At 62.0% G+C, this 12,553-nt stretch carries 9 protein-coding genes; 5 read left to right on the plus strand and 4 right to left on the minus strand.

Going from position 1 to position 12,553, the window contains the following annotated elements; genetic code table 11:
* Window position 1: 1 nt before the first annotated feature.
* Window positions 2-808, minus strand: coding sequence for a crotonase/enoyl-CoA hydratase family protein (locus tag AB5Y93_RS12865; RefSeq protein WP_368229525.1), 807 nt, complete (start codon window positions 806-808; stop codon window positions 2-4).
* Window positions 809-965: 157 nt separating this feature from the next.
* On the opposite strand from AB5Y93_RS12865, the gene AB5Y93_RS12870 reads away from it, so the two are divergent.
* The 5 genes from AB5Y93_RS12870 to AB5Y93_RS12890 all read left to right on the plus strand — a co-directional run bounded on the left by AB5Y93_RS12870 (window position 966) and on the right by AB5Y93_RS12890 (window position 7,255).
* Window positions 966-2,753: a putative nucleotidyltransferase substrate binding domain-containing protein gene (locus AB5Y93_RS12870; RefSeq protein ID WP_368229527.1), complete on the plus strand. Its 1,788-nt coding sequence runs from the start codon at window positions 966-968 to the stop codon at window positions 2,751-2,753.
* 2 nt (window positions 2,754-2,755) lie between these two features.
* Entirely contained in the window at window positions 2,756-3,382 is a 627-nt protein-coding gene (locus AB5Y93_RS12875; RefSeq protein WP_368229529.1) for a 3'-5' exonuclease, read from the plus strand.
* Between the two features lie 107 nt (window positions 3,383-3,489).
* On the plus strand, window positions 3,490-3,801 hold the full coding sequence (locus AB5Y93_RS12880; protein WP_039039049.1) for a DUF485 domain-containing protein: 312 nt from the start codon (window positions 3,490-3,492) through the stop codon (window positions 3,799-3,801).
* Entirely contained in the window at window positions 3,798-5,453 is a 1,656-nt protein-coding gene (locus AB5Y93_RS12885; RefSeq protein WP_010674577.1) for a cation acetate symporter, read from the plus strand. Before AB5Y93_RS12880 ends, AB5Y93_RS12885 begins: the two co-directional genes overlap by 4 nt.
* A gap of 209 nt (window positions 5,454-5,662) precedes the next feature.
* A complete protein-coding gene (locus AB5Y93_RS12890; protein WP_010674576.1) occupies window positions 5,663-7,255 on the plus strand; it encodes an ABC-F family ATPase in 1,593 nt (530 codons plus the stop codon).
* Window positions 7,256-7,538: 283 nt separating this feature from the next.
* On the opposite strand, the gene ppiD is transcribed toward AB5Y93_RS12890, so the two are convergent.
* The 3 genes from ppiD to lon form a co-directional block, all read right to left on the minus strand.
* Window positions 7,539-9,452 carry a peptidylprolyl isomerase gene (gene ppiD, locus AB5Y93_RS12895; protein WP_042016078.1) on the minus strand — a complete coding sequence of 638 codons (1,914 nt, stop codon included), beginning with the start codon at window positions 9,450-9,452 and terminating at the stop codon, window positions 7,539-7,541.
* Between the two features lie 149 nt (window positions 9,453-9,601).
* Entirely contained in the window at window positions 9,602-9,874 is a 273-nt protein-coding gene (hupB, locus tag AB5Y93_RS12900) for a nucleoid-associated protein HU-beta (RefSeq protein ID WP_005315375.1), read from the minus strand.
* A 240-nt stretch (window positions 9,875-10,114) separates the two neighbouring features.
* Window positions 10,115-12,469, minus strand: a complete 2,355-nt coding sequence (lon, locus tag AB5Y93_RS12905; protein WP_368229530.1) for an endopeptidase La — start codon at window positions 12,467-12,469, stop codon at window positions 10,115-10,117.
* Window positions 12,470-12,553 lie beyond the last annotated feature (84 nt).

Genomic DNA, 12,553 nt, shown 5'->3' on the forward strand with positions numbered 1-12,553 from the left:
TTCAAAGCGCGTTGCGGCGGGGTCCGAATGGCAGGCGCCAGCGAAGCAGGCTGTTGAGGGTCGCCCGCCACTGGTTGGGGCGCCCCAGGATCTGCCTCTGCAACCGGGTCTCTTCCTTGAGCATGGCCTCGTCACTGCGAGCCCAGGCCTGGGTGTAGAGCTGCTTGATCCCCGCCAGCGCATCCGGCGACTTGGTGATCAGGGTCCGGGCAAAGGCCCGCGCCTCTTCCAGAGGATCCGCGCACACCCGGCTCACCAGGCCGAGGGACTTGGCTTCGCTGGCTTCCAGCTCGCGCCCGCTCATGGCAAGCTCCATGGCGGTATCCATCCCCATCAGGTTGCGCAGGGTGACGCTGCCGCTCATGTCGGGGATGATGCCCCACTTGATCTCCATCACCGAGAAGCGGCAATCCGGGGTGCTGAAGCGAAAATCGGCGCCGAGCGCTATCTGCAGGCCGCCGCCAAAACAGACCCCCTGGGTCACCGCAATCACGGGCACCGGCAATTGATGCCAGCCATAGGCCACCCGCTGGGCCAGGTTGGTCGCCTCGTCCGCCTCGCGCTTGAGGATCTCCAGCGCCGCCACCGGCTGCCTCAGCATGGATTTCACATCCAGCCCGGCGCAGAACGCCCGCCCCTCCCCGTGCAGGATCACGGCCCGCAGCCCTTTTTGCCGGGATACTGCGTTCAGCGTCTCGTCGATGGCGTCGAACATGGCCCGATCCAGCGCGTTGAGCTTGTCCCCCCGACAGAGCATCACCTCGGCGATCCCCTCCTGAAACCCCCATTTGACCCTTGGCTTTTCCATCTTCGTCTTCGTCCTTTGATTCAACTGGTCATACCACAACGTTACCAGAGTGTTATGGGCAGGTACAGGGAGGCCGCCCCGGGCCTGCGACTAAAGTCGGCTGGCCCGGTGGTGGAGCCTTTGTCAGACTGGCCCCATGGTCACGGTGGAGCCTGTCATGTCACTTCTGTTCAATTTTGCCCGTCCACCGTTCGACGACCTGGACGAGGAGGCACGCCAGCGGCTCGGTCAGCACCTCAGCATCTGCTACTTTCGCGCGGGCCAGACGGTGCAGCACGCCGGGGAGGAGCCCGCCGGGCTCTACCTCATCATCAAGGGGGCCGTGGAAGAGTCTGCCCCCCATCAATCCTTTGGGGACTATGGCGAGGGGGACATGTTCGACGTCCGTGCCCAGTTTGACGGGCACTGCCGCCACCGTTTCGCCGCCCTGGAAGATACCCTCTGCCAGCTCATTCCCCGCCCCGTCTTTCTGGCCCTGTGCGACGCGCACCCCCATATCGCCCGCTACTTCACCGCCACCCTGGCGGAGCGCCAGCGGGAGCAGGAGCGGCGCAGTCAGCTCGGGCAGCAGAACCTGGCGGAGTTCATCCTGACCCGCATCGCTCCCGACCATCTGCAGGCGCCGCTCATCGTGGAAAGCAGCCTCTCGCTCCTGGCCGCCACCGAGGCCATGGTGGCCAGGGGCACCGACTGCCTGCTCTATCCCGGAGCAGACGGCAGCCTGAGCCTGGCCACCCGCAAGACCCTGCTCCACGCCCTCACCCTCAAGGGATTGCCGCTCAGTGCGCCGCTGGCGGTGCTGACCCCCACCCCGCTGACGGGTCTGCCACTGGGGAGCTATCTGTTCGATGCCCTGCTGCTGATGACCCGCCACCGCATCAAGCGCCTGGTCATCTGGCAGGGGCAGGAGGTGGCAGGCATCCTGCATTTGACCCAGGTGCTCGGGCTCTTCTCCACCCACTCCCATGTGTTGACCCTGCGCATCGCCCGCGCCGACTCCCCGGCCGCCCTCGAGGCGGTCGCCCGGGAGCAGCAGCAACTCATTCGCTCCCTGTTTGCCCAGGGGATCCACACCCTGTTCCTGATGAAGCTCATCGCCACCATCAACGAGCAGTTGATCGCCAAGGCCTTTTCCCTGGTGATCCCCGCGGCGCAGCAAGAGCAGGTGTGCCTGCTGATGCTGGGGTCGGAGGGGCGTGGCGAGCAGATCCAGAAAACCGATCAGGACAATGCCCTGATCCTGCCGGATGGCCTGCCGTGGCCCACCCAGTCGGCGGATCTGGCCGCCTTCAGCGCCCTGCTGGCGCGCCTGGGTTATCCCCCTTGCCCGGGCAGGGTGATGGTCAACAACCCGGCCTGGGTGAAGCCGCTTGACGGCTGGCTGCAAGGGATAGAGCAGGCCTGTGTGCGCGCCAGCGAAGCAGATCTGCTCTGGCTCGCCACCCTGGCCGATGCCCAGGCCATCACGGGAGATCGCGCCCGGCTCGCCCCCGTCGCCCGCCACCTGCGGGCCTGCCTCGCCGACCGGCCGGATCTGCTGGCGGAGATGGCAAGGGCCGCCGTCGCCTTTCACGCCCCCCTCACCCTCTTTGGCAGACTGGAGCAAGCCCCGGAGGGGCTGGATCTCAAGCGGGGCGGCCTCTTCCCCCTTGTCCACGGCGTCCGGGTACTCTCCCTGGAGGCGGGGATCCTGGAGACCTCGACCACAGGACGCATCGAGGCCCTGGTGGGCCAGGGACGCCTCAGCCGGGACTATGGCACCAATCTGGCGGAGGCCTTCCGGCTGTTCATGCGGCTTCGGCTGCGCAGCCAGTTGCAGGAGGGAGACGGACGGGTGCGGGTGGCAGACCTCGGCCCCGCAGAGCGGGATCTGCTGCGCCATGCCCTGCACCAGGTGAAGAAGTTCCAGCAATGGCTCACCTTGCACTTTCGTCTTAGGCAATAGCGATGTGGATGCACTGGCGCCGCCGCTGGCTTGGCAGGACGTTTCGGGAGGGGGTGTTTGCCCCGCTCTTTGCCCGCCCTGCTGACGACGAGTGGGTGGCGCTGGACTTCGAGACCACCAGCTTGGATCCGGCGCTGGCGGAGATCGTCTCCATCGGGGCGGTGCGCATCCGGGGCAACCGGATAGAAACGGGCGATGCCCTTGCCATCCGGGTCCAGGCTCCCGCCAGCCTGAGCGCCGGGTCCGTGGTGATCCACGGCCTGCGCCATCAGGATCTGCAACTGGGAATGGCACTGGAGCCCGCGCTGCGCGCGCTGCTGGAGTTCATCGGCCCCCGTGAGCTGGTGGGGTATCACATCGCCTATGACCTGCGCATTCTCAACCTCGCCTGCCAACGGCTGTGGGGGCTCACCCTGCCCCAGCGCGGCATCGAGGTGAGCCGCCTCTATCACGATCACCTCTATCGCCGCTATCCCGATGCCGCCATCGATCTGCACCTGGCCGCGATCTGTCGCCATCTGGCGCTGCCAGCCCTGCCCCCCCACGACGCCCTGAGCGATGCCGTCACCGCCGCCCTTGTCTTTGTACGCCTGCATCAGGGCGGCCCGCTGGCTTATCCCAAAGTCTAATTGTTCGGAAATAACATTTAATTCACATTTTGCTTACATGGACAGCCGTGCTGTCCGGTAGGGAACCCCTCATCCACCGCTGACATTCACTGTCATGGAGAACTGCAATGGAACAGCAACCGTATCTTCGGATCCAGCAAGATCCCAACTTCCAGGCACTGGTCGCCAAACGCCAGCGTTTTGCCTGGACCCTCTCCATCCTGATGCTGGGGCTCTACCTGGCGTTCATCCTGCTCATCGCCTTTGCACCGGGCTGGCTTGGCACCCCCTTGAGCGAAGGCTCCAGCATCACCCGTGGCATCCCGGTCGGGATTGGTCTCATCGTATCGGCCTTCGTGCTGACCGGTATCTACGTATTTCGTGCCAACGGCGAGTTCGACGAACTGAACCAGAAGATCCTCAAGGGAGCGCAATCATGAAAGGCAAGTTTCTACTGCCGCTGGCAGGTCTGATCTCCACCCCCTTGCTGGCGGCCGACGCCATCAGCGGCGAGGTGCAACGCCAACCCCTCAATATCTCGGCCATCGTGATGTTCGTGATCTTCGTGGCCGCGACCCTGTTCATCACCTACTGGGCCTCCAAGCGCAACCGCTCGGCTTCCGACTACTACGCCGCCGGCGGGCGCATCACCGGCTTCCAGAATGGTCTGGCCATCGCCGGTGACTACATGTCCGCCGCCTCCTTCCTCGGCATCTCCGCCCTGGTCTACACCTCGGGCTACGACGGTCTCATCTACTCCATCGGCTTCCTGGTGGGCTGGCCCATCATCCTGTTCCTGATCGCGGAGCGGCTGCGCAACCTCGGCAAGTACACCTTTGCCGACGTGGCCTCCTACCGCCTCAAGCAGACCTCGGTGCGCAGCCTCTCCGCCAGCGGCTCCCTGGTGGTGGTCGCCCTCTACCTCATCGCCCAGATGGTCGGTGCCGGCAAGCTCATCGAACTGCTGTTCGGCCTCCAATACCACGTGGCCGTGGTGCTGGTCGGCATCCTGATGGTGCTCTACGTGCTGTTCGGCGGCATGCTGGCCACCACCTGGGTACAGATCATCAAGGCGGTGATGCTGCTCTCCGGTGCCTCCTTCATGGCCATCATGGTGATGAAGTCCGTCAACTTCGACGTCGGTACCCTGTTCAGCGAAGCGGTCAAGGTGCATGCCAATGGTGCGGCCATCATGAGCCCGGGCGGCCTGGTCGCCGACCCCATCTCCGCCATCTCCCTTGGGCTGGCCCTGATGTTCGGTACCGCAGGTCTGCCCCACATCCTGATGCGCTTCTTTACCGTGAGCGATGCCAAGGAAGCCCGTAAATCGGTGTTCTATGCCACCGGCTTCATCGGGTACTTCTACATCCTCACCTTCATCATCGGCTTTGGCGCCATCCTGCTGGTCAGCACCAACCCGGACTTCAAGGACGCCACCGGCGCCCTGCTGGGGGGCACCAACATGGCGGCGGTCCATCTGGCCGATGCGGTGGGCGGCAGCCTGTTCCTGGGCTTCATCTCCGCCGTGGCGTTTGCCACCATCCTGGCGGTCGTGGCCGGGCTGACCCTGGCGGGGGCCTCCGCGGTCTCTCACGACCTCTATGCCTGCGTCATCAAGGAAGGCAAGGCCAACGAGGCCGACGAGCTGCGCGTATCCAAGATGACCACCCTGGTACTGGGTGTGGTCGCCATCGGCCTTGGCATCCTGTTCGAGAAGCAGAACATCGCCTTCATGGTGGGCCTGGCGTTCTCCATCGCGGCGAGCTGCAACTTCCCGGTGCTCTTCCTCTCCATGTTCTGGTCCCGCCTGACCACCCGTGGCGCCGTCTATGGCGGCTGGCTCGGTCTCATCAGCGCCGTGACCCTGATGATCCTGGGCCCCACCGTCTGGGTGAAAGTACTGGGCCATGCCCAGGCGATCTTCCCCTACGAATACCCGGCGCTCTTCTCCATGGGGCTGGCCTTCATCGGGATCTGGTTCTTCTCGGTCACTGACAAGTCCCAGGCAGCCTCCGACGAGCATGCGAAGTTCTTCCCGCAGTTCGTCAGATCCCAGACCGGGCTCGGTGCCTCCGGCGCCTCCGCCCACTAAGTGGCATCCCACGCATCCAAGCCGGCCCAGTGCCGGCTTTTTTCATGACCGCCCCTCGCCTCCCCTCTGCAAGAGAAGCCGGAGCCCGTTGCCGGCCTGGTCGTGAAACCTTCCCCCCCGCAATGGAGCCAGATCACAGTTCCTGCTAAAACTTTCGGGGGATCTGTGCCATAATGCGCGCCATTTGACAGACCAACCGGGACATTCCAGTGCTTTCAAGCAACAACATCACCATGCAGTTCGGCGCCAAGCCGCTGTTTGAGAACATCAGCGTCAAGTTTGGCGGCGGCAACCGCTACGGCCTCATCGGTGCCAACGGCTGTGGCAAGTCCACCTTCATGAAGATCCTCGGCGGCGATCTCGAACCCACCGGCGGCAATGTGAGCCTGGATGTCAACGAGCGCATCGGTAAGCTGCGCCAGGATCAGTTCGCCTACGAAGAGATGCGCGTGCTGGACGTGGTCATGATGGGCCACACCGAGCTGTGGGCCGCCATCGCCGAACGCGATGCCATCTACGCCAACCTGGAAGCCACCGACGACGACTACATGAAGGCCGCCGAGCTGGAAGGCCTGGTCGCCGAATATGATGGCTATACCGCCGAATCCCGCGCAGGCGAGCTGCTGCTGGGTGCCGGTATTCCCATCGAGCAGCACAACGGCCCGATGAGCGAAGTGGCCCCGGGCTGGAAACTGCGGGTACTGCTGGCGCAGGCGCTCTTCTCCAACCCCGACATCCTGTTGCTGGACGAACCGACCAACAACCTGGACATCAACACCATTCGCTGGCTGGAGCAGGTGCTCAACGATCGTGAAAGCACCATGATCATCATCTCTCACGACCGTCACTTCCTGAACTCCGTCTGCACCCACATGGCGGATCTGGACTACGGCGAGCTGCGGGTCTACCCGGGCAACTACGACGAGTACATGCTGGCAGCCACCCAGGCCCGCGAGCGCCTGCTGGCCGACAACGCCAAGAAGAAGGCCCAGATCGCCGATCTGCAATCCTTCGTCTCCCGCTTCAGCGCCAACGCCTCCAAGTCCAGCCAGGCTACCTCCCGCCTCAAGCAGATCGACAAGATCAAGATTGAGGAAGTAAAGGTATCCAGCCGTCAGAACCCCTTCATCCGCTTCGAGCAGGACAAGAAGCTCTACCGCAACATCCTGGAGATCGAAGGCGTCTCCAAGGGTTATGGCGACGGTCCCCTGTTCAAGGGGCTCAATATGATGCTGGAAGTGGGCGAGAAGGTCGCCATCCTGGGTACCAACGGGATCGGTAAGTCCACCCTGATCAAGACGCTGGTCGGTGCCCTGGCACCGGATACCGGCACCATCAAGTGGTCCGAGAACGCCCAGATCGGCTACTACGCCCAGGATCACGCCGAAGATTTCGACACCGATCTCAATGTGTTCGACTGGATGGCCCAATGGAAGCAGGAGAACGAAGACGAGCAGGCGGTGCGCTCCGTGCTGGGTCGTCTGCTCTTCTCCCAGGACGACATCAAGAAGCCGGTCAAGGTGCTTTCCGGTGGTGAACAGGGCCGGATGCTGTTCGGCAAGCTGATGATGCAGCGCCCCAACATCCTGATCATGGATGAACCGACCAACCACCTGGACATGGAATCCATCGAATCCTTGAACCTGGCGCTGGAGATGTACAAGGGCACCCTGATCTTCGTCTCCCACGACCGCGAGTTCGTCTCCTCCCTGGCGACCCGCATCCTGGAGCTGACCGAAGACGGCATCCGCGACTTCGGCGGCACCTACGAGGATTACCTGCGCACCCAGGGTGTGGTGTAATCCCCCGCCTTCAAGCAAAGCGATCAGAACCGGCGCCTCGTGCGCCGGTTTTTTTATGCCTCCTTTATCACGCCCCACAGCAAGAGAAGGATTGGGGATAAGGAGAGCAAGAGTACAGCGCGCTGTCATACACCTGTCCCGCTCATCCCCAGCCAGGATAGGCAGCACAAGCCCGTGCCTGGCCCCTTCCCTCCTGCGCCCGCCCGCTCTGCCGGGCTGTCGATGGCACAAAAAAACGGCTCCATCATGGAGCCGTTTTCACACTTGGGGCCGTGAGGCTGACTTACTCGACAGTGGCTTCCACGTCGGTGAAGTATTCGATCTTGGCCGCCTTGCGCAGCTCGTCGATCAGCGACTTGTAGTCGGCCTGTGCCTTGCCCTGACCCAGCTGACCTTGCAGCAGGCTCACCATCTGGGACGGCTCCTTGATGACGTTGACCTTGTCCAGCGCCACCACCACACGATCACCGTTGGCTTCGGTCACCAGCTCGACGCTCGGCTTGCCATCGGTCGGATGGGGCATGCGGAACGCCTGGGTCACCAGGTTCTGATCCATCTCCTGGGCGAAACGGGATACGCCGGTATGGGTATCCACTTTCAGACCCAGCGCGGTCAGGTCGGCCTGAACGTTCTCACCGGCCTTGAGCTTGTCCAGCAGACCCTGGGCCTTGCCACGGGCCACTTCACTGGCCTTGTCGTGCTTGATGGCGGTGATCACCTGCTCTTTCACCTCGGCAAGCGGCTTGGCCGCCTTCGGCTGGTGACCCATGATGTGCAGCACCAGCGCCTTGCCGTCGGCCAGCTCGATCACGTCGGAGTTGGTGTTGTCATCGCGCAGCTGTTCGGAGAACGCCACGGAGAGCACCTTGGGATCATTGAGCGGTGCCGGCGCATCGGCCTGGCTGAAATAGCCGGTGGACTGCACCTGGAGGCCCATGGCTTCGGCGGTCAAGTCCAGGGAGTCCGGGTTCTCGAAGCTGCTGTCGGCCATCTTCTGCTGTTCGGCGAAGAACTGCTCCTTGGCCTTCTCAGACTGCAGACGGGCGATGGTATCGCTCATCACGTCCACGAAGGGCTTGGTCTTGGCAGGCTCGACTCCCAGCAGCTTGATGATGTGGAAGCCGAACGGGCTCTTCACCACGGCGGAGAGATCGCCGGCCTTGGCCAGCGCGAACGCGGCTTTCTCGAAGGCAGGATCCATCACCCCTTTTTCGAACCAGTCGAGCTCCCCGCCTTTCTTCGCAGAGAAGGTATCGGAGGAGTCGGCCTTGGCCAGCGCGGCGAAATCGTCACCTGCCTTGGCCTTGGCCAGCACGGCCTCGGCTTTCTGCTCGGCGGCCTTTTCATCCTTGCCAAACGGGATCAGGATGTGCGCCACCTGACGGCGCTCGGGACGCTGGAACAGATCCTGATGCTGGTCGTAGTAATCCTGGGCATCCTGCTCGGTGACCTTGATGTTCTTGCCAAGGTTCGCGGCATCGAGCAGTAGATAGTCGACCTTGACCGTCTCGTCGTTCATGAAGCGAGCGCTGTTGGCCTTGTAGAACTGCTCCACCTCGGCATCGCTCACCTCGATTCCGTCCACATAGGCGGAAGCGGCCAGACGGATCAGGCGCAGGTCACGGGTCTGGTTGTAGAGACGATCCAGTTGCTCGGCTTCACCCTTGAGGGCGAACTCCGATCCCAGCACGGCGCCCATCAATTGCTGGCGCACCATGTCCTGGCGCAGGGAGTCGCGGAACATCTCGGGGGTCATGCCGGCACGGCGAATGAGCTGCAGGTAGCGGTCATTGCTGAACTTGCCGTTCTCGGCAAACTCGGGCATGGCGACGATGGCCTGCTTGATCTGCTCATCGCTGACGCGCAGACCCAGGGAGCGGGCCTTGTCATCGATCAGCGCCTGATCGATCAGACGGTCCAGCACGCCACGGCGGAACTGTTTCATGTAATCGGGATTGGCGGCCAGCTGGTTGAAGGCCTCACCCATTTGGGATTCCATGCGGGCCCGCTCATTGCGGTAGGCATTCTCCAGTGCGGGGGCACTGATGTCATTGCCGTTGACGGTGGCGGGGGCGGTACGTGCCGGGCCATTGAGGTAGCTGCCTACGCCGGCCAAGGCAAAGGAGAGGATGATCAGGCCCAAGATAACCTTGGCTACCTTGCCCTGCGCCCCTTCGCGTAGTTTATCCAACATCATGTTTGTACTTATGCTCCCGAACTCGATGGGCGTAAATAATGAAAAGGCGCACCGATTGCGATGCGCCTTGGTCAAGCAGTATGAGGGAGAGCCCTCTCACTTGTCTGGTCAGAGACCAAGGACGGTGCCGATAGATATCAGCGACCGGCTTAGTTGACCGCGTCTTTCAGGGCCTTGCCGGCTTTGAAGGCAGGAACTTTACCGGCAGCGATTTCGATGGTCGCACCAGTTTGCGGGTTGCGGCCGGAACGGGCTGCACGCTCGCGAACGGCGAAAGTACCGAAACCAACCAGAGCAACCTGGTCACCCTCTTTCAGGGCTTCGCCCACGGCATCGATGAAGGCATCCAGCGCACGGCCAGCGGCAGCTTTGGAGATATCAGCACCGTCTGCAATCTTGTCAATCAGTTGAGATTTATTCACTCTTATATTCCCCTTTTATCGAACATCGCTGCGGCGCTGATTTCCCTGGCCACAACAAGTGGAGGTTTTATAACAAGCCTCCTGATCAGTTGCAAGTGACAATCTGGCGCAAACCCGCGCCACATCACGCATTGCGACTCATCATGAGTACCCGATCGGTGGTCAAGGCTACTTCCGTTGTCCGGTGCATGCAAGCCTTAACCACCCCCCGAATGCGCCAAATTTGCGGCGCATCAACATTTACACGACAGAAACGCGTTCGAAACCTTGCGGATTGTCCTGCAACGCCAGTGCAAGCACCTCATCAATCCAGCGAACCGGATAGATTTCAAGATCTTGTTTGACGTTGGCCGGGATCTCCTCGAGGTCACGTTCGTTCTCTTTCGGGATCAGCACACGCTTGATGCCGCCACGGTGGGCCGCCAGCAGTTTCTCCTTGAGACCACCGATGGGCAACACCTCGCCACGCAGGGTGATTTCACCCGTCATGGCTACGTCGGCACGCACCGGGTTGCCGGTGAGGCTGGAGACCAGGGCGGTACACATGGCGATACCGGCGCTCGGGCCGTCTTTCGGGGTCGCCCCTTCCGGCACGTGCACATGGATGTCGCGCTTCTCGTAGAAGTCGCCGTTAATACGCAGCTTCTCGGCACGGGCCCGCACCACTGTCATGGCCGCCTGGATGGACTCCTGCATCACGTCACCGAGGGAACCGGTGTAAGTGAGCTTGCCCTTGCCCGGCATGTTGGTGGTCTCGATGGTGAGCAGATCGCCCCCCACTTCGGTCCACGCCAGCCCGCACACCTGACCAATCTGGTTCTGGTCGGTGGCCTTGCCATAGTCAAAGCGCTGTACCCCCAGGAACTCCTTGAGGTTCTCCTGGTTGACCTGAACATGCTTGATGCTCTTGTCCAGCAGGATACGTTTGACTGCCTTGCGACAGATTTTGGAGATTTCACGCTCCAGGCTGCGCACACCCGCCTCGCGGGTGTAGTAGCGAATCACCCCGATCAGCGCCGAATCCTCGATGGCGATCTCGGAAGGCTTCAGGCCGTTGCGCTGGATCTGCTTGGCCACCAGGTGCTGCTTGGCAATGTTGAGCTTCTCGTCCTCGGTGTAACCGGACAGACGGATCACTTCCATCCGGTCCAGCAGCGGACCCGGGATGTTCATGGAGTTGGAGGTGGCCACGAACATCACGTCCGACAGGTCATAATCCACTTCCAGATAGTGATCGTTGAAGCTGCTGTTCTGCTCGGGATCCAGCACCTCCAGCAGGGCGGAAGCGGGATCGCCACGCATGTCCGAGCTCATCTTGTCGATTTCGTCGAGCAGGAACAGCGGGTTCTTCACGCCGACTTTCGCCATCTTCTGGATGAGCTTGCCGGGCATGGAGCCGATGTAGGTACGACGGTGACCACGGATCTCCGCCTCGTCACGCACCCCCCCCAGGGCCATGCGCACATACTTGCGGCCGGTGGCCTTGGCGATGGACTGGCCCAGGGAGGTCTTGCCCACCCCGGGAGGCCCGACCAGGCAGAGGATGGGGCCCTTGAGCTTGTTCACACGCGCCTGCACTGCCAGGTATTCGAGGATGCGATCCTTGACCTTGTCCAGGCCATAGTGATCCGCATCCAGCACCTCCTGGGCCTTGCCCAGGTCTTTCTTGACCTTGGAGCGGGTCTTCCAGGGCACCTGCACCATCCAGTCCACATAGCTGCGCACCACGGTGGCTTCCGCCGACATGGGGGACATCATCTTGAGCTTGGCGAGCTCGGCCTGGGCCTTCTCGCGGGCATCCTCCGGCATCCCGGCCTCTTCAATCTTGCGATTGAGGGCTTCGAATTCATCCGGGCTGTCTTCCAGCTCACCCAGCTCTTTCTGGATGGCCTTCATCTGCTCGTTGAGGTAATACTCCCGCTGGCTCTTCTCCATCTGCTTCTTGACCCGGGAGCGGATGCGCTTCTCGACCTGCAACAGGTCGATCTCCGACTCCATCATGGCCATCAGAAACTCGATGCGCTCGGACACGGAGGCGATTTCCAGCACCTTCTGCTTATCTTCGAGCTTGAGCGGCATGTGGGCAGCCATGGTATCGGCCAGGCGCGCCGCATCGTCAATCGCCGAAATCGAGGTGAGTACCTCGGGCGGGATCTTCTTGTTGAGCTTGATGTAACCTTCGAACTGGCCGATGGCAGAGCGCACCAGCACGTCCTGATCCTTCTCCTCGATGGGGGCGGACGCGATGTACTGGGCCTCCCCGACAAAGAAGTCGCGATCGTCGATCATCCGCTCAAGGCGGGCACGCTGGCCCCCCTCCACCAGCACCTTGACGGTGCCGTCCGGCAGCTTGAGCATCTGCAGAATATTGGCCACTGTCCCGACGGAGAAAATTTCCTCCACCGTCGGTTCGTCAGTCGACGCATCCTTCTGGGCCACCAGCAGGACTTTCTTGTCCTGCTCCATGGCCGCTTCCAGACAGCGAATGGATTTTTCCCGCCCCACAAAGAGTGGAATGACCATGTGGGGATAGACCACCACGTCACGAAGAGGCAGGACGGGAATCTCGATGCGTTCTGAACGCTCTAGGTTCATATATGTCCTCTCGGCTTGTTATACCGTTGGCAAAGGCTTGGCTGAGTATATGGGGGCGCAAAGATGAGATTCAATCGCCTTGGC

The sequence above is a fragment of the Aeromonas sp. R10-1 genome (genome assembly GCF_040908465.1).
Classification (GTDB): domain Bacteria; phylum Pseudomonadota; class Gammaproteobacteria; order Enterobacterales; family Aeromonadaceae; genus Aeromonas; species Aeromonas caviae.